The sequence below is a fragment of the Cardiobacterium hominis genome (assembly GCF_900637305.1).
Classification (GTDB): domain Bacteria; phylum Pseudomonadota; class Gammaproteobacteria; order Cardiobacteriales; family Cardiobacteriaceae; genus Cardiobacterium; species Cardiobacterium hominis.
In genome coordinates this window covers 2628345-2651151 of the sequence record NZ_LR134365.1, presented here as the reverse complement: position 1 = coordinate 2651151, position 22807 = coordinate 2628345, and the positions used below count along the sequence as shown (strand labels likewise).

Below are 22807 nucleotides of genomic sequence, written 5' to 3'. Positions count from 1 at the left end.
ACCGTTTCAGTAGTTACTTCAAGATGTGGATGTCAAACCCTTAAAAGCAATTGGAGCTGGTAGCGGGCTACCGTTAAACCGAACAACGACCGCCCAACATCGCTCATCCAACAGCGCAACAGCAACCCACACAACGAACCCATACAACCAGATATCGGCTTGAAATAACGAGGGAGGGTGGCGCGGGAAACCGTTATGCCGCACAAACATCATCGAGCAGGCTCGCCCGCCAGACAAAGGCAAAACCCGCTTGCCGGGGAATCCCGGACGGTCGCTAAAGACCGGAAGGGGAGAAAAAACAGGCACACTTGACGCCAACCCACGACTGGAAACCCATCATGAGCCATTACAGCGCCATCGGCTTCGACAGCCAAAACGACGACGCCTTCGAACACCTCATCCACCGCTGCATTGACCACATCAGTGCCACATACGAAGGCAAAACCATGGAATACCACCGCTACGACGACGAAAGCGGCGCGCAACTGTGGCTCAATACCGACAAACACGGCAACATCCGCGCCGTCGAACCCGCCTACCACGCCACGACCGTGCAACACGTCGCCATTCAGGGCCTCTCGCGCGTTGAAGACGACGGCACGGCGGAAATCCACCTGTGGCTGAATGGCCGCACCTTCGACGGCGACGAATGCAGCGACGGCGACTACCCGCTCATCATCTCCGTCCCGAACGGCCAGCTGCTGCCGCGCAAACTGCCCGGTAAAACCACGACCGCGCGCCTCATCGCCATCGCTGACGACGACATCAGCACCTACGCTGATACCGCCGCCTACACCGCGACGCAAACCGGCGAAGGCAGCATCGCCGCGAACGCTGTCATCCCCACCGGCATGTTCACCAACAGCGGCCTGCCGCGCCCGACCGCCATGATCAATGGCACCGTCCTCGCGACCGCCTGCAAAACCAACGCCCTCACCGGCCAAACCTACTACTGGTGCCGCCTCGCCACCTACGGCATGGAAATCGAAGCCGTCTATCCGGCAAAAGCCTTCACCACGCCGCCGCAAGCGGGCAACATCATCAGCGGACTCTACTGGATGACCGGCAGCATCGACACCCCCGCGCAAACCTAAAACCGTTCAGCCCGCCAAGCGGGATAAACACAGGCTTTGCGCGCAACGCAGCATCCCTTCCCCGCTGACCTGTAACGCAATGACAGAAAAGAAACGCTGGGCGACTCCGCCAAGCGGGAAAAAACCTGGGCGCTTGACCCCATCAAACAAAACCCCTATCACCCGACAGCCATGAAAACCCTGCCGCCAACCGGCCTAATCATCGAGAAAAACCCTGCCATTGCCGCCGCTATCCGCGACTACCATCGCTGCGGCGGCGTCCACTTCTGGACCGTGTATAGCCCGCACAATGGCCGCTACACCGGCATCATCGCCTCGGCGACGGACTGAACAACAAAAACACCAACATGACAAAAGGAAACCCCATGCAACAATTCATCCTCCTGCGCGGCCACCAAGGATCGGGCAAAACCACCTTCGCCCACGCACAAATCGCCGCCTTCCAAAAACAATACCCGGACGCGCACATCGTCCACATCGAAAACGACCTGCTCCTGACCGACGAAAACGGCGAATACCGTTTCTCCGGCCCAGCGGTGGACGCCGCACAACGAAAAGGCCTCGCCATGATGCAGGAAGCCTGCGAACGCGGCCGCGCCAACCCGCACGAACACATCCTCATCATCAACTCCAACACCAACCAAAAATCCGCCGCCTGCATCCACCTGCTGCGACTCGCGCGCAAACACAAATTCGCCGAAAAAATCTACCGCCTGCGTGACGATGAAGATGATGACGATGACTGGAAATGAAATGGTCTCGGCAAAAAACGGCGGTTATTCCGCCGTTTTTTTATGGTTGTCTTTGGATGCGGTAAGCGACGCAAACACTGAATCTACTAGGCAGGATAGTCGTGCGATTTATTGAAAAGGGCAGGGCGGCCGCCAAGCGGCGTCATTACTGGGCTCTCCAAGCGGGGTAAAACTTGGATTCGTGGCAGTTACCAAGCGGGGTTAATCGCCCTCTCATTCGGCAGGAAACGCCTTGCCGACGCTGAACAGCAATTGCAGTGCCGCCTGATGCCGTTCACGAGTGGCGTCGGCCAGGGCGATGCGCATGGTGTTCAGCGAGCGTTGTGCCTGTAACAGTTCATTCAGGCTGCCGACGCCGGCGCGGTAGCGTCCCAGCCGTGTCTGGTAATTGAGCTGGGCGGATGCAGCGCTCTTTTCCGCTATCGCCTGTTTTTCGACGGCGGTTGTCAGTTGGCGATAGGCCTGGCGCATTTCTAGTGACAGTCGGCTTTGCAAGGCGGCAAGTGCTGCTTCTTCCTGTTCTTGCTGCGCCAGTAGCGCCTTCTCTTGATAGTGGCGTTTGTAGCCCTCGAACAGCGGCCAGCGGATGCCGAGACCGATGGTGTTTTCCCGCTCGCGGTAGGAAAGGCCGCCACCTGTGCGCAGGTGGGCGTTATCCTGCGTGTTGGCGTAGAGGAAGACTTGCGGCGCACCAGCTTTTTTCACCGCTTGCACGGCGGCTTTCGTTGCCTCCAGTGCCGCTTTCGCTTCTTTGATATCGGGATGGGTATCCATCGCTGCCCCGATAAGCTGCTCGATGTTGGCGAAGGTGTCGGCAGAAAAGGGGTTGTCCGGCAATGGCGCATGATGCAGGGCGGTATTGGCAGGATAGCCCATGCTTTCGGCGAGTGCGGCGGCGGCATTGTCCCTGTCCCTTTCGGCTTGCAGGTATTGCAGGCGGGCGGCGTCGTATTCCACTTCTGCCTGGCTGACATCGGCAGCAATCACGACGCCTTCTTCGTGCAGGGTTTGCGCGCTGGCCTTGCCTTCGGCGGTCACATCCATGTTTTGTTCGGCAATTTCCATGCGGCGCTGTTCGATGTCCAGATTGAGGTAATGGTTGGCAATGGTGCGGTAGCGCTGTTGCAACTGCCGGTCGTAAGCGGCAGCAGCGGCTTTGATTTGACTGCGGTTTTGCGCGCTTCTTGCCGCACGTTCGCCAAAATCGAAGAGTACCCATTGCAATTCCAGCAAGCTGCGGTCAGGGTACTGACGGTTTCGTGCGGCGGGGGTGGCGCTTTTGACCGCCGTTTTCTGCTGACTGCGTTCTTTGCGGTAACTCAGGGATAGCGTCGGCAAATAGCTGCCTTGTGTTTCGCCCCAGGCTGCCGCCTGTTTTTCGATGGCGGCATAAGCGGCGCGGGTTTCGGGGTGATGACACAGGCCGGTGGCAATGCTTTGTGCGAAATCCAGTTGCTGCCAGTCTGGTGCGGGGCAATCCTCCGGCAGTAGGCGCGGGGTTTCATGCAGGGTTTCCTGCATCACGGTTTTGACGCGGAAGGGGTCATGCAAAAAGCTGTCGTCGCGATAATCATCCGGTGCGCAGGCGGCGAGGAAAAACGGGATGGCAAGAATGATGTGGCGGGGGCATTTCAAGACGGCATCCTCATGTGCAGAAAATCATCGCGGCTCATGTCCATTTTTATTTTCCCCTGTTCCAGCACGATAACCCGCTCGGTGCTCAAGATGGTTTCCATGCGGTGCGCAATAATCACGCGGGTCACCGGCAGGGCGCGCACCGCCTGATTGACGGCATTTTCGCGGGCAATATCGAGATGGCTGGTCGCTTCGTCGAGAAAGAGCACGTCCGGCTCGCGGTAGAGCGCGCGGGCAAGCAGGATGCGCTGCTTCTGCCCGCCGGAAAAGACCGTGCCCATGTCGCCTACCAGTGTGTGATACCCCATCGGCATCGCTTCGATTTCATCATGGATGGCAGCCAGTCTGGCACTCATCACCACTTTCTCCTGATCGGCTGGCGTGGCGAAGAATGCAATATTGTCGCTAATCGAGCCGGCAAAGAGGACATCATCCTGCATCACAATGCCCATGCGGTTGCGCGCGGCAATCATGTCTTCCATGCTGCATTTCCGCTCATCCAGATAAACCTCGCCTGATTCGGCGGCGAGATTGCCGAGCAATACATTAAGCAGCGTCGTTTTGCCGCAGCCGGACGCCCCAACGATTGCCACCGATTCGCCCGTGTTAATCGTAAAAGACACATCATCCAGCACATACGGCTCATATTCGCTGTAACGGAAACGCAAATGCTCAATGCGGATACGCATCGGCTGGCGGGTGGTGGGGACGATTTCAGTAACGACGGGTTCCGCCTTGCTCATCACAATATCGCCCAGGCGGGAAGTCTGGATGCGCAGCATCTTCAGGGTGAAGTAGTTGTTGATTAACTGGGTAATGCGAGAATCCAGCATCCCCTGATACGACATGAAGGCCATCAATGCACCCACGGTGAACTGTCCGGCGAGAATCATGCGCGCGCCGAGGAAGACCATCAGGATAGAACCCAGCGCAGATAACAGTCCGCTCCCCAGGCCGTAAAAAAGCTGCAACTTGCTGACGCGCAGCCCGGCGTTCACTTTATCGGCGAGCAGGCTTTGCCACAGCGACATCCGCTGCTGCTGGCTGTTGAACAGCTTGATAGTCTTGATACCGCGAATGGTCTCCAGAAAATTGCTGTCATGCGCCGCCGCATGAATAATCCCTTCCTCCGTGGTGGCGCGCAGCGGGCTGTACCACAGCACCCGCAGCAACAGGTACAGGAACACCAGCAAAAAAGAGAGCAGCGATAACTGCCAGCTGTACAGCATCATCATCACCAGCACGGCGATGCCCATGATGCCGTCCAGCACCGTGCTGAAAAACGACGACGACAGCGTTTGCTGAATGCTGTCCACCGCATGAAAACGCGACACCACGTCGCCGATATGCCGCTTCTCGAAATACGCCGTCGGCAGGCGCAGCAGATGGGCAAACACATTGCTCTGCCACTGCACACTGGCGAGCGACGACACATACATCAACAAATAACCGCGCAACGCCGTGGTGAGGACGCGCAGAATGGCGACTAGCGCAAAACCGATGGCGAGCGTGGTCAGCAAATCGCGGTCAGCAGACACCACCACCTGATCCAGCACCCACTGCAAATACAGCGGCGAGAGCAGGGTAAACACCTCGATGCACAGCGCCAGCAGCAAGATTTTGACGACAGCAGGCCACAGCCCCTGCAAATGTCCGACCAGCTTCTTCAGCGGCACGGGGCGCGCCTCGTCCTTCTCCTCAAAATCCGCCAGCGGCCACAATTCCAGGGCAATACCGCTGAAGGCGCGTGACACCTCGGCCAGCGGCACCTTGCGCCGCCCGCTGGCGGGGTCAACAATCACAATATGCTGCCGCCCGACCGCTTGCAGCACGACAAAATGGTTCAAATTCCAGTGCAGCACACAGGGCAGGCGCAACTCGCGCAGCTCGTGCAAATCCAGACGCAGCGGGCGGCTTGCCAGTTGCAGACGGCCTGCCATATCCATCAACTGCTCCAGCGTCGCGCCTTTCAGCGTCGTGGCGAAGCGGCGGCGCAGCGTGAGCATATCGAAGCGGTGTCCGTAAAAACCGCTCACCATGCCGAGGCAGGCGAGGCCGCATTCCGCCGCTTCATTCTGCAACAGCAGCGGCAGCTTGCGCCCGAAGCCCAGTTTCAGCTTATTCAGCATGAGCGCCCCACTTCTCGCGAATAGAAAACAGCGGCTCCACCATCCATTCAAAAATTCGCCGCTTCTCCTGCACGATGTCCGCCTCAAACTGCATTCCGGCCATCAACGGCTGCTTCTCGCCATACGCGAGAACAAAATCCTGCGCCAAATCGGCGCGGATGCGGTACACCGACTGCCCCTGCAAGGCAGGGAAAACCGTATCCGTCAACTCATTGAGCGGGGATGCCGTCTTCGCCACATCCCGCACCGTCGCGGCATATTGCCCGAACTTCTGATACGGATACGCGCCATAGCGCACATACACCGTCTGCCCGGGGTGGACGAAGCCCATATTGTGGCTGAGGGCATACAAATCCGCTTCATAGCGGGCATCCTCCGGCACCAGAGCCAGCAGCGGCTGATTCACCGCCGCCTGCTGCCCCGCCTCAACAAACAGGGCAGACACCACCCCGTCCTGCGGCGCGCGCAGCAATACCGCCTGCCGCGATTCTGTCTCGGCTATCTGTGCTTCCACCTGCGCCAACTGCCGCGACAACTCATGCGCTTCGCGGCTGAAACTATCCAACTGCTGCGAGCGCTCGTTATCCAGCGACAACAACTGCTGCGCCACCGACTGCCGCTCCCGCTTTGCCTGCTGCAACTGCACATCCAGCGACAAACGCTCCTGCACCCGTTCCTCATACGACTCGCGCGCCACATAATCCTGCTGCATCAGCCGTTTGTAGCGCACCTCATTCTTCGCCGCCAATCCTTGCCGGCTGGCGAGCAGCTTCTCCTGCCCTGCCAGCATCTGCGCCTGCGTGGCCAGCGCCTCGCGCCGCCCCGTCATCTGCGCCGCATACTCCTTTTGCGCGCGGGCATTGCGGCCGAGATTCTCCTGCAAGGCATCATGCTGCGCCTGCAAGGCGGCCAGCACCCGCGCCTGCGTATCGCCGCCCGCCGTATCCACTGCGCTGTTGATGCGCGCCAATACCGCGCCCTTCGCCACCCGCGCACCGCTTTGCACCTCGACTGCCTCGATGCGCCCGCCTTGCGGCGGATACACCTTGATCACACCGGACACTGGCACCAGTTCGCCATAGACCGTCGCCTTGCGCGTATAGCTGCCGAAAATCACGAACAGCACTAATAAAAACGTAAACAACAACACCAGCGCAATTAAGACGTCAGCAATGCGCGGCGTAAACAGCAAAATCCGCCCTAATGCGGAAACCTGCTGCGCTTCAAGCGCTTCCTTGCGGAATAGGGACATATCTTAATTATAAATTTGATAAAGAAATTTTGCGGACACAATTGCATTAAAAAGCAGCATAATATAAATTATTAGGAAAAAATCTCTAGTAAGAAAGAAAATAAGAGCTAATATAGGAAGAAATATGGCATTATAAATGCAGTATTTTCTAATGTTAAGTCTTCTATACTTATCAGTAAGAGTTGCTAAATTAGTTGAAATAGTAAGTGCTATGCTAATTATTATAGTTAATAATATAAAAGCGTAATTTATGAAAGAATTGTTACCTATATAGTTGTTATATAGGTGATCCTTGGACACAAAGGCTAATGCAATAAAAAGTATATTTATTGCATTGATTATAAATATTCTTTTATTTGAGCTCATGATTTCTTAATTAAATGTTGCCTCTATATTCAGATATATAGAGGCAAGTTTGTTTACCAAGTGCTGCGCCTGCAAGGCGGCCAGCACCCGCGCCTGCGTATCGCCGCCCGCCGTATCCACCGCACTGTTGATGCGCACCAACACCGCACCCTTCGCCACCCGCGCACCGCTTTGCACCTCGACTGCCTCGATGCGCCCGCCTTGCGGCGGATACACCTTGATCACACCGGACACCGGCACCAGCTCGCCATAGACCGTCGCCTTGCGCGTATAACTGCCGAAAATCACGAATAGCAGCAATAAAAACGTAAATAACAACACCAGCGCGATTAAGACGTCAGCAATGCGCGGCGTAAACAGCAAAATCCGCCCTAACGCGGAAACTTGCTGCGCTTCAAGCGCTTCCTTGCGGAATAGGAGCATATAACTGCGTCTATATTATTTGGGGAAGAATTTGCCAAAGACAACATTAAGTAAACCAATCAAGACAAACCCCATAATCATAATAATAGTATGATATGGTTCCTGAATTTGGAAAATTCTTATAATATAATTTAGTCCAAATAGTATTATGGCATAAAGAACAACCAAAGATATAAAGCTATATTTTCTCATCATTAATTCTATACTTACTATTAAGTATTAGAGCCATCTAGTAAAAGATGGCTCCATAACAAATATCAGTCAGGAACGTATTCACCACGATTAACACGGTCAATATAGTTTTGTCCTAAGTTCTGTACATCTTGTTTTGTCATATTTATTTGTGGCTCAGCAACAAAACGTACAAAAGCCCAAGCTGCTAAACCTGGCCAAAAAGGACCTGCAAATCTCCAAGCAGGAAAAACTTTATTACCAAAAGCGGCGCCTGCCATTCCAGTAATAGTAGAAAAATCTCCTGAATCAAAGCCTCTTGCACCAGATACTTTTTTCACTTCATTAATAGTTAACTCTTTCATGGTTTTACTCCATTAAGTTTGTTGAACAAGTTAATGCAAGTTTACTTGCGGGTATGGATATTAGCCCCCCCCCTAAGAAAATATTCAAGTTAAATGCCATTACCATGAATTAACAAATGGGGTTTAAAAATATAAATCCACCGGAAAAACCATCCGCGAAGCGGATAGCTGCGGCAATACCGAAAACGCAACACCCTATCATTTCGCCGCCGCCCTGCGCCGCCTGAACGAGTGAAAAACGCCGCGAGCCCAGCGTTTATCCCGCTTGGAGGCTCGCCACGAACCCAGCATTTACCCCGCTTGGCGCGCTGCCCACGAACCCAGTGTTTATCCGCTTGGCGCGCGCCCAAGCCCGAATCTTGCACGGAAAAAATCCTTTCCCCCGCTTACGGGGGACGGGGCTCCATGAAAAAAATGCTCGCATTTTTTTCATGGGTACCCGGGAAGGTGGCCGAAGGCCGGAAGGGGGAATATAAAACAGTGTTTGTCCCGCTTGGCGCTGTTTACAGGATGCTCACCGCCGCCAGCACTTCTTCCTGCGTCAGGGCGTGGCCGTCGTGCGCGTTCACCGTGATGCTGTTGTGGTAGCTGCGATTTTCGCTGTCGTGCAGGGTGTAGCTGAGGAGGCGGCTGTCGGCGTCGTATTGCAGGTCGCTGATGCTTTCGCCTTTGCCTGCGACGAGGCGGATTCGGTCTTCCCCGCTGTTGAGGTCGAGGATTTGGCTCAGCGCCGGGCTGGCCCCGTCTTTTGGCTGGGTGATGAAGATGAACTGGTCCGCACCTTCGCCGCCTTTGAGGGTGTTCGCGCCGCCGACCGCGACGAGGTTGTCGTTGCCGTCCGTGCCGGTGAGGGTGTGCGGGGTTTCGCTGGCGTCAAAGGTGAAGGCGTCGCCGCCATGCTCGCCGAGGTGGTCGAGGATTTCTGCGCTGCTCTTGTCTGCCAGTTCGGCGTGATCCGCGGCGTTGAGGGGCGCGCTGAGGTGGATGGGGGCATCGCTATCGCCCAGGGTCTGCGCGGCGTTGTTTGCGGCGCCGTCGTGCTGCGCGTGGTCAGTGGTGGTATGGGTATCGCCGCTTTCCGCGTGGTTTGCCGCTGCGCCGTGGCCGTCGCTGTTTTGGCCGCTGTGGTTAGGGCTGTCTGCGCTGTCGGCGTCGTGTTTGTGCAGGGCATCAGCCGCCTCGGTGGCGTTGTGGATGTCCACAGGTTCAGGCAGTACGTTGTTGCCGCTGGGCGGGTAGTTCGGGTCGTCTTCGACGTGCAGGGTGAAGGTTTTGCGCATGGTCATGCCGCCGCTGTTGCTGACGGTCACGCTGACGGCGACGGTTTGTTCCTGGTCGTAGTTGATTTTCTGCCCGGCTTTGAGTTTGAGGGTGCCGTCCACGATTTCGAAACGCGGGTCGCTGACGTGGTAGGTGTAGTCTTTGCCGACGCTGCGGTCACGCAGGGTGAGTTTGCCGACGCTGGCGCCATCCTGTCCTTCCATCAGTTTGTTGGCAGACAGGGTGAGGTCGTAGTAGTCGAAGCCGGGCATTCCTTTCGGCGCGCGGATGTAGGTGGTGAAGGTTTTGCTGTAGCTTGCTCCCATCTGGTCGGTCGCGGTGACGGTGAGGGTGACGCTGTTCACTTTGTCGTAGTCGAGGCTTTGTCCTTTTTTCAGACGCAGCATGTCGCCGTTGACTTCGAAACGGTCGTCATTGACGGTGTAGGTGAAGCGGTCGCCCTTGTCCGCGTCAATGGCTTTGAGGGTGCCGACTTCAGCCTGGTCTTCGTTGCCGTAGATGACGAGTGGATCGAGGGTGATGTCGGTCGGCGCGTGGTTCTCGTAGCCAACCGGCATGGTATCGGTGCTGGTGGCGCTTTCTTCCTGCCCGGCGGTGTCGGTGTAGGCGATTTTGACGGTGATTTTCTTGCCTTTTTCCGCCTCGGTCAGGGTGTAGGTGGATTCGTGCGCCCCTTCAATTTCTACGCCGTCGGCATACCAGCGGTAGCTGGTCACGGATTTGGCCGGCACTTTAATGCTGATGTGGCGGTACAGTTCGCCGTAATCACCGTCATAGACTTCGGCAGTGAGGGTTTGTCCCGGCTGGGCAATCCCCTTGATGTACACGGCGCTCTTGAAGTGGTTGGTGCCGATGGTGTTGCCACTGGTCTGGCGGTCGATGACGTTGCCGCCGTAGAGGTCGTTATCGCTGACGGTAACGCCGGTGGTCGGATGCACGGCCCCGTTGCGCAGTTCTATGCCGTACTGGTGGTGATAGGGGTATTTCTCGGGCATATCGTGTTTTTGACGCACGGTGTTGTGGCGGATGGTGCCGCCTTCGACGCCGACGTAGAGGATGCCAACGTGGTTATCCTCGACGATGTTGTTTTCGAAGGTAACGTTTTTCACCGCCGTGCTGCCGCCGTGCATGTGGTTCGAGGCAACGATACCGTAGCGGTTGCCGGAGAAGGTGTTGCCGCGCAATTCCACGTCGCTGACTTGTTCGTTTTTGTTCGGCTCGATGTCGATGCCGGCGCGCGGGTCGGTGCCGTCGGTATCCTTGAAGACGGAGTTGAGGACTTTGATGCCCTTGCCGTGGGTAATGGAGATGCCCTGGCGGCGGTTGTGATCGGCGTTCACCTGATAGAAGGTGATGTTTTGGGTCTCGATGTCGCTGCCGCCGCGCTTGCCGACGTAGAAGCCGTCACCCCAGTTTTCTTTTGAGGTGACTTTCTCGATGACGACGTTGGTGGAATTTGTGATGCGCACACCGTGACCCCATTCGCCGTATTCGCCAGTGTGGATGCTGCGGTCGCCTACTACCGTACCGCCGTACATATGGGCGTTGTTGGCGTCTTTGATGGTGATGACGGAGGCGAACTGCGAGTCGTTCGGCAGCGATTTGAGCACAGTGCCGTCAGCCATGCGCAGGATGACGTTGCTTTTCAGGACGAGGCCGCTGGTTTCGTAGGACGAGGTTTCCTGACGCATGGCGTCAATCAGATAGGTGCCGTTTGGAATATCGACGATACCGCCGCCTTTTTCCGCGACCGCATCAATGGCTTTCTGGATAGCAGCCGTGTCATCCGTTTGCCCGTCGCCCTTGGCGCCATATTCCGCATCTTTGACGTTGGCAATAAAGTCGGTGGTCGGCTTCGGTACATATTCACCGACTTTGCCAGACGGCGGCGGCATGGGGATGTCAGTCCCATCACTGGTCGGGTTTTCATCATGCCCGGCATTGTCCTGATAGGTGGCGCGCACGGTGATTTTATGTCCGGCGTCGTCTTTGGTCAGGGTGTAGGTGCTGCTGTTGGCACTATCAATAGGCTGATCGTCGCGCAGCCATTGGTATTGCACTTTGTCAGCAGCGAAGTCATCGCCGTCGCTTACAGTCGCAGTAAGAGTATTGCCCACTTTCGCTTCGCCACTAATGGCAACGCTGCCCTGATGGTTGGCAGACAGGGCGGGGATATCCGCTGCTTCACTGACAGGGCTTTCATCATGTCCGGTGTTGTCTTTATAGGTCGCCTGCACGGTAATTTTGTGCCCGGCATCCTCTTGGATGAGCTGATAGGTATTGCCTGTCTGCCCGTTAATGGGATGACCATCGCGCAGCCATTGGTATTGTGCCTGGGCGGTGTCAACACCGTCCTTGTCATCAAGGGCAGCGGTGAGAGTGCTGCCAATCTTGGCTTCACCACTGATAGCAACTGTGCCTTCGTGGTTCGCGGGGGGCGGGGTATCTTCAGCGACGGCATCGGTCGCACGGCTTTCCACCGCTTCTGCTGTGCCTTTGCCGTCGGTATAGGTCGCTTTAACCGTGATAGTTTTGCCTTTTTCGGCTTCGGTCAGGGTGTAGCTCGCCCCCGTGCCGATTTCTTTGCCATCCGCCAGCCAGTGATAGGTAATGTTACCCAAGCCGTCATCATCGGCCAGGTCATTAGAGGCGTTGAGGGTTTTGCCGACTACGGCTTCGCCTGTAATGGTGACGCTGCCGGTCGGTGCGTGGTTTTCCGCCGGCGGCGGTGCGGTGTCGGTGACGGCGTTTGTAGCGTCACTGAGCAGGTTTTCCTCATGCCCTGCCTTATCGTAGTAATACACCTGCACACTGATGACTTTGCCGACATCGGCGGCGGTGATGGTATAGCTGCTGCCGTTCGCGCCGTTGATCGCCGCTCCGTTTGCCAGCCAGGTGTACTGGATGCGGTCAGGCAGGCCGTCGCCATCGCTAACGTTTGCAGTCAGGGTCTCGCCGACGGCGGCTGTGCCGCTCAGGGTGACTTGCCCCCGTTGGTTCGCACCGCCGTCATTGCCGCTGTCTACTACGGCTGTGGGCGGGCTGATGACGCTTTCCACTTTGCCAGTGCTATCGGTATAGGTGATGCGCACGCTGATGATTTTGCCGCTGTTATCCGCTGTGACGGTGTAGGTTTCGCCGGTTGCTCCGCTGATCTCCTTGCCGGCGGCCATCCACTGATAGCTAACGTTGCTGACAGCACCGTCGCCATCGCTGATGGCGGCGTGCAAGACTTCACCGGTCGCGGCCTTGCCGCTGATGGAGGCCACGCCACCGTGGTTGGTCGTGCCGGTGATGTTGGCCGTTGCCGTCAGGTTGATGTCATCGGCGACGATGCGCGCATCTTCGGTATAGAGGCCGATGGTGCCGCCGGTATAGGGATTTTCGTCATCGGTAAAGGTGGTAATCACCTTGCCGTTGATGCTGATTTCCACGGTGTTGCCGCTTTTCGTGACGACAAAATTTTTGGGCTCCGCCAACGGCCAGCTTTCGCTGCCGGTCGCCATGAAGCGCTGGCCACCGCTGTAAGCAGGGTCGCGTTTGCCGAGTTCCCAACCATCAGCGCGGGCAACAAAATAATAGTAGTGGTCGTTATCGGTGTGATTCCACACGAGCCATGCCGTTTCCCAAGCATTGGGTATTGCACCCTGACGCAGCTGTTCAGGAGTGGCGATGGTGCCGCTATAAGTGAACTCATCCCCCGTCTGCATGGTGCTAACAACCATTGTGGATGAAGTCTCTGTCTGTCCGCTACGCGCCATCGGCTTTAATTGCAAGGCCTGATTGCCACCACCGTTATCAATGATTTCAGCGTTGCCATAGCCGGCAAAGGCCACTTTCCACGCACCAAAAGTATCGTTATCGACGTAAGTCTTGTGCAGTGGATAGGACGAGAAATCGTCGTGCATCAACGGCGCGTTAGCGTTATCTGCCACGCTCGCCGTCGCCTCGCTCGTCGGGCTTTCATCGTGTCCGGCGTTGTCTTTGTAGGTCGCGCGCACGATGATTTTGTGTCCCGCGTCGTCGCGGGTGAGGGTATAGGTGTTGCCTGTTTGATTGGCAATCGGCTGGCCGTCACGCAACCACTGGTATTGCACGTTAGCGGGTACGCCGTCGTCATCGCTAACGGCAGCGGTCAATGTTTGTCCAACTTTGGCCTCACCACTGATGCTGATTTTCCCTGCGTGATTCGGTTGCGGCGGCGGATTTGGTGCCGGGGTATCGGCGACGGTAGCCGTGGCCTCGCTCAACGGGGTTTCGTCGTGTCCGGCGTTGTCTTTGTAGATCGCGCGCACGGTGATTTTGTGCCCGGCGTCGTCGCGGGTGAGCGTGTAGCTGCTGCCTGTTTGGTTGGCAATCGGCTGGCCGTCTCGTAGCCATTGGTATTGCACGTCGCTTGGTACGCCGTCGTCATCGCTAACGGCTGCGGTCAGCGTTTGCCCGACTTTCGCTTCGCCGCTGATACTGATTTTGCCTGCGTGATTGGGTTGCGGTTGCGGATTCGGGTTTGGATTCGGTTGTGGGTTTGGCTGCGGATTTGGCTGCGGATTTGGCGCGGGGACGTCAGCAACCGCCGCTGTTGCCTCGCTTAGCGGGCTTTCGTCGTGTCCGGCGTTGTCTTTGTAGGTCGCGCGTACGGTGATTTTGTGTCCCGCGTCGTCGCGGGTGAGGGTATAGGTGTTGCCTGTTTGGTTGGCAATCGGCTGACCGTCACGCAACCACTGGTATTGCACGTTAGCGGGTACGCCGTCGTCATCGCTAACGGCAGCGGTCAGCGTTTGTCCGACTTTGGTCTCACCGCTGATAGTGATTTTGCCTTCATGATTGGGTTGCGGCTGCGGATTTGGATTCGGCTGCGGATTTGGTGCAGGGGTGTCGGCAACCGCCGCTGTTGCCTCGCTTAGCGGGCTTTCATCGTGTCCGGCGTTGTCTTTGTAGGTGGCGCGCACGGTGATTTTGTGTCCCGCGTCGTCACGGGTGAGGGTGTAGCTGCTGCCCGTTTGTCCGCTAATCGGCTGGCCGTCGCGCAGCCATTGGTATTGCACGTTAGCGGGGACGCCGTCGTCGTCGCTAACGGCAGCGGTCAATGTTTGTCCAACTTTGGCCTCACCACTGATGCTAATTTTGCCCGCGTGATTGGGTTGCGGCGGCGGATTTGGTGCCGGGGTATCGGTAACGGTAGCGGTGGCCTCGCTTAGCGGGTTTTCGTCGTGTCCAGCGTTGTCTTTGTAGGTCGCGCGTACGGTGATTTTGTGTCCCGCGTCGTCTTTGGTGAGCGTGTAGCTGCTGCCCGTTTGTCCGTTAATCGGCTGGCCGTCGCGTAACCACTGGTATTGCACGTTGCTTGGTACGCCGTCGTCATCGCTAACGGCAGCGGTCAGGGTTTGTCCGACTTTCGCTTCGCCGCTAAGGGTGATTTTCCCTTCGTGATTGGGTTGCGGCTGCGGGTTCGGATTAGGCTGCGGATTCGGTGCAGGGACGTCGGCAACTGCTGCTGTTGCCTCGCTCAGCGGGCTTTCATCATGTCCAGCGTTGTCTTTGTAGGTCGCGCGTACGGTGATTTTGTGTCCCGCGTCGTCTTTGGTGAGCGTGTAGCTGCTGCCCGTTTGTCCGCTGATGGGCCGACCGTCGCGCAGCCATTGGTATTGCACGTTAGCGGGTACGCCGTCGTCATCGGCAACGGCGGCGGTCAGCGTTTGTCCGACTTTCGCCTCGCCGCTGATGCTAATTTTGCCCGCGTGATTGGGTTGCGGCGGCTGTGGGTTCGGGTTAGGTTGCGGATTTGGATTGGGTTGCGGATTTGGATTGGGTTGCGGATTTGGATTGGGTTGCGGATTTGGATTGGGTCGCGGATTTGGATTGGGTTGCGGATTCGGGTTAGGTTGCGGGTTCGGGTTAGGTTGCGGGTTCGGGTTAGGTTGCGGGTTCGGGTTAGGTTGCGGGTTCGGGTTAGGTTGCGGGTTCGGGTTAGGTTGCGGGTTCGGGTTAGGTTGCGGGTTCGGGTTAGGTTGCGGGTTCGGGTTCGGGTTCGGGTTCGGGTTGGGTTGCGGGTTCGGGTTGGGTTGTGGTTCGGGTTGCGGCTGCGGTGTCACGTTGTTGTCGTGATGATGTTTGTCGTGGTTATGCGCGGCAAGTGCGATACCACCGCCCACCAGGGCGAGCCCACCGAGAGCGGCCAGCCCGGCGTTGTCCACAGTATCAGGCGCAAACGTTTGTGCAGCGGCAACTTCCGCTGCCAATTCGTGTTCGCTAAGGGCGGCCACGGGGTAGCTATGCAGTCCGCCGTTGGCTTGTGTGCCAACCAGCGCGCCTTCTCCCTGGCTAAAGTAGTGGTCGATGATCAGGTCGGTGCCATCATCAAAGGCGATGTAGAGGTCATCACCCTTCCGCTCGGTGATCAGCTGTTCCGGCCCGATCCCGCTCGCCTCATCCGTAAACTGATAGTACACGTCATCCATTGCCTCGATGTGCTGTACCACGCCAGTGGTATCAAGCGCGTAGGTGGCAAGGATGTCACCGACGGGGTTTTTCAGACTAAGGGTGATGCGGGCCATGACGGGTCTCCTGGTTAAGCGGTTGTTTTCCCGGGTCTTTCATAACTTGTAAATAGGCCGGTAATGTGACGGTAATATTTTGCCACGAAACGGTAGGTTGCGGGGCTCTGGTAGGTGTCATTCTTCTTTAATTTGATAGCAGCAACCATGCCATCACCGCTGTTTAGAACGTGTTCACAGTCTTCGTAGCAGGACTCCCAAGAAAGCCAAAACGACCATTTGCAGACTGGTACTCAACTTACGCTCACAGTTTTTCCAAAGCCGTCTGTTCTTTTCCAACCAGGAAAAGCTGCGCTCTACTACCCATCGCTTCGGCAATACCGCAAAGCGGTGCAATTCGTTTCGTTTGGCAATCTCTACCTCCGCACCAATCAACTCCTGTACCGACGAAGCAAATGCTTTACCCGTGTAACCACCGTCAGCAAGGATTTTTTGTACCGCACCAAGATTATCCCGCCCACGTTCCAAGGCTAGCAGGCAGCCTTTTCTATCCGTAACATCCACCGTCGTTACCGCAAGCGCATGCGGCAAACCTTGCGTGTCAACCGCTATATGCCGCTTGATACCGCTAACCTTCTTGCCCGCATCGTAGCCTTTTTCCATGGCGGTATCCGTGTTCTTCACACTCTGCGCATCAATAATCAGGAAAGTGGTTGCTTCATGGCGCCCCTGCTTGCGGCGCTCCGCAACTACCTGATTTTTTTAATGCTTCCTCAAGGATGCTGATGCCACTCTCGCGTAGCTCAGTCCATCTCTGGAAGTAGGAATGCACGGTGCGCCATTTGGGGAAATCGCCCGGCAAAGCGCGCCAGGAGCAGCCGGTGCGTTGCAGATAGAGAATGGCACGAGATATCGTACAAGTCCACCTGGCGTGGCGCTGTGCGTTTACGGGCACTTTCCAGCAGGGGAAGGAGAGGCGCAAATTGCTCGCGACTGATATCGCTTGGGTAGGTTTTTCTGTTCATGCCGATAGTTTACAGCAGAGGCTGAGACAATGAACACGTTCTAAGCCGTCCCCGGTCATCTCTCCGGCTTTCTGCCTGACTGCAAAATCCCGCCAAGCGGCGTTAGTCCTGCCTGTTGCCACATATGCAGATGTTATCCCCTGATAATCATCACTCCTGTCTTTGTGAAAATAACCGTGGAATTTCTAGATTTTTTTTACTATTTCAGTTAATCTTATTCAAGATTTATCAATCGTAGGGGGTGGAGAATCTTGTTTTTACCGGAACTTTAATTCAAAAATTATTAAAGCGTTTTCCCACGGAATGATTAATCACCGGAATGCCGCAATCAGGAGCATTCCGCCCATCAGAGGAGTTTTCTTATGTCGGAACTCACCCCGCAAACGGCGCAGCAAGGCCTGCCCACGCTGCCCCAAAGTACTATCTGGATGATCAGCTTCGGTTTTCTCGGCGTGCAGACGGCCTTCACCCTGCAAAGCTCGCAGATGAGCCGCATTTTCCAAACACTCGGCGCTGACCCGCACAGTCTCGGCTGGTTCTTTATCCTGCCGCCGCTGGCGGGTCTTTTGGTACAGCCCATCGTCGGCCATTATTCGGACCGCACTTGGGCACCGCGTCTCGGTGGCCGCCGCCTGCCGTATCTGCTGTATGGCGCGCTGATTGCCGTGCTGGTCATGATTTTGATGCCGAACTCCGGCAGTTTCGGCTTTGGCCCACTTGCCGCGCTGGTATTTGGCGCGCTGATGATTGCCCTGCTGGATGTGTCGTCCAACATGGCAATGCAGCCGTTCAAGATGATGGTCGGCGATATGGTTAACGACGAGCAGAAGAGTTATGCCTACGGTATTCAGAGTTTTCTCGCCAATGCCGGTTCGGTGATTGCCGCCGTGTTGCCGTTCGTGTTCGCCTATATCGGTCTCGCCAACACGGCACCGGCGGGCGTGGTGCCGCAGACGGTGGTGGTCGCGTTTTATGTCGGCGCGGCGCTGCTCGTCATTACCAGCGCCTTCACGATTTTCAAGGTGAAGGAGTACGACCCTGCCACTTATGCGCGTTATCACGGTATTTCAGTGCAGGACAATCAGGACAAGGTGAGCTGGCTGACGCTGCTGAAAACCGCGCCCAAGGCCTTCTGGACGGTGTCATTGACGCAGTTTTTCTGCTGGTTTGCCTTCCAGTATTTGTGGACGTATTCCGCAGGCGCGATTGCCGCCAATGTCTGGCAGACCACAGACGCCGCTTCTGCCGGCTATCAGGAAGCGGGCAACTGGTACGGGATGCTGGCGGCGGTGCAGTCCATCGCGGCAGTCGCGTGCTCGTATGTGCTGGCGAAGGTGCCGAACCAGTTCCATAAGCACGGTTATTTCGCCTGTCTGGCACTGGGTGCGCTGGGTTTCCTCTCCATCGCCTATGTCGGCAATAAATATGTGCTGATTCTGTCCTTTATCCTGGTCGGCATTGCCTGGGCGGGGATTATCACTTACCCGCTGACAATCGTGACCAATGCCCTTTCCGGCAAACATATGGGCACCTATCTCGGCCTCTTTAACGGCTCGATTTGCCTGCCGCAGATTGTCGCTTCGCTTATGAGTTTCGGCCTCTACCCGTTATTGGGCGGCACACAGGCCAATATGTTTATTGCCGCCGGGATCATCCTGCTTGCCGGCGCGTTTTCGGTGTTCCTGATTAAGGAAACGCACGCCAAGACGGATCACGCCTGATGGATGCGCTGTCCAAACCGTTCGGCACCCTGCACGGGGTGCCGGTCGTCGGCTATTACCTGGAAAATGCGCGCGGCACACGGGTGTGTGTGCTCAATCTTGGCGGTATCGTCCAAGATTACTCGCTGCGCACAGATAATGGCCGCCTGCCGCTGGTCATCGGCTACGACAACGCCGCCGATTATGTGCAGAACCCGTTTCAGATTAACAAGCAGATTGGCCGCGTCGCCGGACGCATCGCTGGGGCCGCATTCGACCTCTTCGGCAAATCCTGCCGCGTGGAGGCGAACGAAGGGCGTAACGCCCTGCACGGCGGTTCGCACGGGCTGGCGGGGAGGCTCTTCACCGTGCAGCGGCTGGATGCGCAGTTACTGCGCCTCAGCACGACCGTGACTGCGGCGCAGGACGGCTACCCCGGCGACCTTGAACTCAGCATTGATTACCAGCTGGCCGCGGACGACCGCCTCACCCTCCGCTACGAAGCGACGGCGCATGGCGACACCGTGTTTGACCCGACCCTGCATATCTACTGGCGCCTGCCGCGCGGCCTGCACGGCTGCACCCTGCACATCCCGCAGGGCGAACATATCGCCGTCAATGCGGAAAAACTGCCGCTCAATGCAGACGACAATCCCGCTTACGACTTCCGCCTTGCGCGTCCGCTGGATGATGCCGTGCGCGCAAGCGGGGGTTTTGACGACATCTACCGCGTCCCCGCTGACATCCGCCAGGCAGCAGCCATCCTGAGTACCCCCGACTACCGCGTCCGCCTCTATGGCGACCGCAACGGCCTGATTATCTTCACCGCTGCACCGCAGGACAGCACCGCGCATGACGCGGGCACTTACGACGCACTCGCCACCGAACTGCAAACCCTGCCCAACAGCCTGCACCGTCCCGAATACGGCGACATCCGCCTCAAAGACGGCGCGCGCCACCAATCCACCATCATCTTCCAACCCGAAAGAGGACACTGATATGTACCTGAGAATCATGGAAATCCACCCCTGGAGCATCCGCAGCACCAAACTGGAAAAAGAACACAAGCGCCTGCAAGAAAGCCTGACCAGCCTCGGCAACGGCTACATGGGCATGCGCGGCAACTTCGAAGAAACCTACAGCGGCGACAGCCACCTCGGCACCTACATCGGCGGCGTGTGGTTCCCGGACAAAACCCGCGTCGGCTGGTGGAAAAACGGCTACCCCAAATACTTCGGCAAAGCCATCAACGCCTTGAATTACAGCAAAGTTGCCATCTACGTTGACGGCCAGGAAGTTGACCTCGGCAAACACGCCCCCACCGACTTCGTCCTCGAACTCGACATGCACACTGGCGTCCTGCACCGCCAGTTCACCCTCTTCGGCGTCCAGTTCCGCATCAGCAAATTCCTCTCCGTCGCGCAAAAAGAACTGGCGCTCATCCGCTGGGACATCACCGCCACCGACGGCAAAACCCACAAAGTACGCATTGACGCCGTCATTGACGCCGACGTGAAAAACGAAGACGCCAACTACGAAGAAAAATTCTGGCAAGTACTGGCGCGCGACGTTGCCGCCGACCGTGGCAGCATTGCCACCCAAACCGTCGCCAATCCCTTCGGCGTTGACCAATTCATCGTCAACGCCGAACAAACCTTCGCTGGCGACTTCACCGCCACCGGCCACGACAGCAGCGACTGGCGCGTGACTAACCGCTTCGAAGCCGAAGTGGGCGCGGCGCCGAAAACCTTTGAAAAACGCGTCATCATCACCACCAGCCGCGACTACGACGGTCTCGCCGCCGTACAAAAAGCCGGACGCGACCTCTCCGCAAACATCAGCGGACAAAACCACGCCGACCTCCTCGCCGCCCACGAAGCGGGCTGGAAACAGCGCTGGGATATCGCCGACGTCGTCATCAGCGGCAACAACGAAGCACAACAAGGCATCCGCTTCAACCTCTTCCAGCTATTCGCCACCTACTACGGCGAAGACGCCCGCCTCAACATCGGCCCGAAAGGCTTCACCGGCGAAAAATACGGCGGCGCCACCTACTGGGACACCGAAGCCTACGCCGTACCACTCTACCTCGCCCTGGCCGAGCCGAACGTCACCCGCAACCTGCTCAAATACCGCCACAACCAGTTGCCGCAGGCCCAGCACAACGCCCGACAGCAAGGCCTCGCCGGCGCGCTCTACCCGATGGTTACCTTCACCGGCGTCGAATGCCACAACGAATGGGAAATCACCTTCGAAGAAATCCACCGCAACGGTGCCATCCCTTACGCCATCTACAACTACACCAACTACACCGGCGATGACAGCTACCTCGCCAAAGAAGGTCTGGAAGTGCTGGTCGAAGTCTCGCGCTTCTGGGCGGACCGCGTCCACTACTCCAAACGCCACGGCAAATACATGATCCACGGCGTGACCGGGCCGAACGAATACGAAAACAACATCAACAACAACTGGTACACCAACACCCTCGCCGCCTGGGTACTGCAATACACCCTGGAGGCCCTGCAAAAACACCCGCGCCCCGACCTCAACATCAGCGACGCCGAGCGCGGCAAATGGCAGGACATCATCGCGAACATGTACTATCCCGAAGACAAAGAACAGGGCATCTTCGTCCAGCACGACGGCTTCCTCGACAAAGACATCCGCCCCGTCTCCGCCCTCTCGCCGGACGACCTGCCGCTGAACCAGAAATGGTCGTGGGACAAAATCCTGCGCTCGCCCTTCATCAAACAGGCCGACGTCCTGCAAGGCATCTACTTCTTCGGCGACCGCTACACCCTCGACGAAAAACGGCGCAACTTCGACTACTACGAACCGATGACCGTGCACGAAAGCTCGCTGTCGCCCTCCATCCACGCCATCCTCGCCGCCGAACTCGGCAAAGAAGCCAAAGCCGTGGAAATGTACCAGCGCACTGCCCGCCTCGACCTCGACAACTACAACAACGACACCGAAGACGGCCTGCACATCACCTCCATGACCGGTTCATGGCTGGCCATCGTCCAGGGCTTCGCACAAATGAAAACCTGGGGTGGTACCCTCAGCTTCGCGCCCTTCCTGCCATCAGACTGGACGGGCTACACCTTCCATATCAACTACCGTGGCCGCCTGATAAAAATAGAAGTGGACGGCAAAAACGTCACCCTGCGCCTGCTCAAAGGTGACGCCCTGCCGCTCAAACTCTATGGCGAAACCCTGACCCTGAAAGACAGCCACAGCGCGCCACTGCAAAAAAACGGGTAAAAAACCACAGAGAAAAATCCCTTCCCCCGCTTGCGGGGAAAGGTGTCACGCAGCGACGCAAGGGGGAAGACTATGCGCAAACCCCGCGTACGCCGCTTGACGAATCTCTCAACACAGGAGAACAACCATGACCTACCAAGCCGTCCTCTTCGACCTCGACGGCGTCATCACCGACACTGCCGAATACCACTACCTGGCCTGGAAAAAACTCGCCGAAGAACAGGGCATTCATATCGACCGCGCCTTCAACGAACAACTCAAAGGCGTCTCGCGTGACGATTCCTTGCGCCGCATTCTCGCCTACGGCGGCAAAAGTGTGGACGATGCCGAATTTGCCCGCCTGACCACACGCAAAAACGACAACTACGTCGAAATGATTCAGGCCGTCCGTCCTGAAGACGTGTACCCGGGCATCCTCGCCCTGCTGCAAGCCCTGCGCGCGGCGGGCAAAAAAATCGCGCTGGCCTCGGCGAGCAAAAACGGCCCCTTCCTGCTCGAAAAAATGCAGCTCACCGCCTACTTCGACGCCATTGCCGACCCTGCCGCCGTCGCCCACTCCAAACCGGCACCGGACATTTTCCTCGCCGCCGCGCAAGGCGTGGGGGTGGACATCCGCGACTGCATCGGCATTGAAGACGCCGCCGCCGGCATCACCGCCATCAAAGCCGCCGGTGCGCTGCCTGTCGGCGTGGGCAAAGCAGAAGACCTGGGCAGTGACATCGCCCTCGTCCCCGATACTGCCCACCTGACTCTCGCCTATCTAGATGAAGTTTGGGCGGCGCTGCATTGAAGCATCAATGCGACAAACAAAAATAACAAGCCCCATGATGGAGCCTTTTTTCTTCTACCGAACTTG

13 protein-coding genes and 1 pseudogene are annotated in these 22807 nt (G+C 57.2%); 7 read left to right on the top strand and 7 right to left on the bottom strand.

What is annotated here, in order from left to right; genetic code table 11:
• The first annotated feature begins 308 nt into the window (after positions 1–308).
• The 3 genes from EL199_RS12615 (at position 309) to EL199_RS12610 (ending at position 1846) form a co-directional block, all read left to right on the top strand.
• Positions 309–1094, top strand: coding sequence for a hypothetical protein (locus tag EL199_RS12615; RefSeq protein WP_126316108.1), 786 nt, complete (start codon positions 309–311; stop codon positions 1092–1094).
• A gap of 171 nt (positions 1095–1265) precedes the next feature.
• The gene (locus EL199_RS12890; RefSeq protein ID WP_004143382.1) at positions 1266–1424 is read left to right on the top strand and encodes a hypothetical protein; all 159 of its coding nucleotides are present in this window, start codon (positions 1266–1268) and stop codon (positions 1422–1424) included.
• 35 nt (positions 1425–1459) lie between these two features.
• A complete protein-coding gene (locus EL199_RS12610) occupies positions 1460–1846 on the top strand; it encodes an AAA family ATPase (protein WP_004143384.1) in 387 nt (128 codons plus the stop codon).
• 213 nt (positions 1847–2059) lie between these two features.
• Here EL199_RS12610 and EL199_RS12605 read toward each other — a convergent pair whose 3' ends face one another.
• The 7 genes and pseudogenes from EL199_RS12605 to EL199_RS12575 all read right to left on the bottom strand — a co-directional run bounded on the left by EL199_RS12605 (position 2060) and on the right by EL199_RS12575 (position 16987).
• Positions 2060–3481 (bottom strand): TolC family protein, encoded by a 1422-nt coding sequence (locus EL199_RS12605; protein ID WP_004143401.1) that lies wholly within the window; start codon positions 3479–3481, stop codon positions 2060–2062.
• Entirely contained in the window at positions 3478–5610 is a 2133-nt protein-coding gene (locus tag EL199_RS12600) for a peptidase domain-containing ABC transporter (protein WP_004143403.1), read from the bottom strand. Before EL199_RS12600 ends, EL199_RS12605 begins: the two co-directional genes overlap by 4 nt.
• Entirely contained in the window at positions 5600–6862 is a 1263-nt protein-coding gene (locus EL199_RS12595; RefSeq protein ID WP_004143405.1) for an HlyD family efflux transporter periplasmic adaptor subunit, read from the bottom strand. Before EL199_RS12595 ends, EL199_RS12600 begins: the two co-directional genes overlap by 11 nt.
• A gap of 372 nt (positions 6863–7234) precedes the next feature.
• Positions 7235–7651, bottom strand: coding sequence for an efflux RND transporter periplasmic adaptor subunit (locus EL199_RS12590; RefSeq protein ID WP_004143409.1), 417 nt, complete (start codon positions 7649–7651; stop codon positions 7235–7237).
• Positions 7652–7908: 257 nt separating this feature from the next.
• Entirely contained in the window at positions 7909–8187 is a 279-nt protein-coding gene (locus tag EL199_RS12585) for a hypothetical protein (protein WP_004143413.1), read from the bottom strand.
• 503 nt (positions 8188–8690) lie between these two features.
• A complete protein-coding gene (locus tag EL199_RS12580) occupies positions 8691–16022 on the bottom strand; it encodes a glycosyl hydrolase family 28-related protein (RefSeq protein ID WP_126316107.1) in 7332 nt (2443 codons plus the stop codon).
• Between the two features lie 174 nt (positions 16023–16196).
• Positions 16197–16987 (bottom strand): annotated as a pseudogene (locus EL199_RS12575) (IS5 family transposase).
• Between the two features lie 362 nt (positions 16988–17349).
• On the opposite strand from EL199_RS12575, the gene EL199_RS12570 reads away from it, so the two are divergent.
• The 4 genes from EL199_RS12570 to pgmB all read left to right on the top strand — a co-directional run bounded on the left by EL199_RS12570 (position 17350) and on the right by pgmB (position 22741).
• Entirely contained in the window at positions 17350–18708 is a 1359-nt protein-coding gene (locus EL199_RS12570) for an SLC45 family MFS transporter (protein ID WP_004143549.1), read from the top strand.
• Positions 18708–19685 (top strand): aldose epimerase family protein, encoded by a 978-nt coding sequence (locus EL199_RS12565; RefSeq protein ID WP_004143547.1) that lies wholly within the window; start codon positions 18708–18710, stop codon positions 19683–19685. The genes EL199_RS12570 and EL199_RS12565 overlap by 1 nt, the downstream gene beginning before the upstream one ends.
• A gap of 1 nt (position 19686) precedes the next feature.
• Complete coding sequence (locus EL199_RS12560; RefSeq protein WP_004143546.1) at positions 19687–21951, top strand: glycoside hydrolase family 65 protein; 2265 nt, start codon at positions 19687–19689, stop codon at positions 21949–21951.
• Between the two features lie 127 nt (positions 21952–22078).
• The gene (gene pgmB / locus EL199_RS12555) at positions 22079–22741 is read left to right on the top strand and encodes a beta-phosphoglucomutase (RefSeq protein ID WP_004143545.1); all 663 of its coding nucleotides are present in this window, start codon (positions 22079–22081) and stop codon (positions 22739–22741) included.
• The last annotated feature ends 66 nt before the right edge of the window (positions 22742–22807 follow it).

What these genes read in the sequence shown, in the direction of transcription:
- EL199_RS12890 (WP_004143382.1), top strand. Translation starts at nt 1,266, where the DNA reads ATGAAAACCCTGCCGCCAACCGGCCTAATCATCGAGAAAAACCCTGCC.
- EL199_RS12610 (WP_004143384.1), top strand. Translation starts at nt 1,460, where the DNA reads ATGCAACAATTCATCCTCCTGCGCGGCCACCAAGGATCGGGCAAAACC.
- EL199_RS12600 (WP_004143403.1), bottom strand. Translation starts at nt 5,610, where the DNA reads ATGCTGAATAAGCTGAAACTGGGCTTCGGGCGCAAGCTGCCGCTGCTG.
- EL199_RS12595 (WP_004143405.1), bottom strand. Translation starts at nt 6,862, where the DNA reads ATGTCCCTATTCCGCAAGGAAGCGCTTGAAGCGCAGCAGGTTTCCGCA.
- EL199_RS12590 (WP_004143409.1), bottom strand. Translation starts at nt 7,651, where the DNA reads ATGCTCCTATTCCGCAAGGAAGCGCTTGAAGCGCAGCAAGTTTCCGCG.
- EL199_RS12585 (WP_004143413.1), bottom strand. Translation starts at nt 8,187, where the DNA reads ATGAAAGAGTTAACTATTAATGAAGTGAAAAAAGTATCTGGTGCAAGA.
- EL199_RS12580 (WP_126316107.1), bottom strand. Translation starts at nt 16,022, where the DNA reads ATGGCCCGCATCACCCTTAGTCTGAAAAACCCCGTCGGTGACATCCTT.
- EL199_RS12570 (WP_004143549.1), top strand. Translation starts at nt 17,350, where the DNA reads ATGTCGGAACTCACCCCGCAAACGGCGCAGCAAGGCCTGCCCACGCTG.
- EL199_RS12565 (WP_004143547.1), top strand. Translation starts at nt 18,708, where the DNA reads ATGGATGCGCTGTCCAAACCGTTCGGCACCCTGCACGGGGTGCCGGTC.
- EL199_RS12560 (WP_004143546.1), top strand. Translation starts at nt 19,687, where the DNA reads ATGTACCTGAGAATCATGGAAATCCACCCCTGGAGCATCCGCAGCACC.
- pgmB (WP_004143545.1), top strand. Translation starts at nt 22,079, where the DNA reads ATGACCTACCAAGCCGTCCTCTTCGACCTCGACGGCGTCATCACCGAC.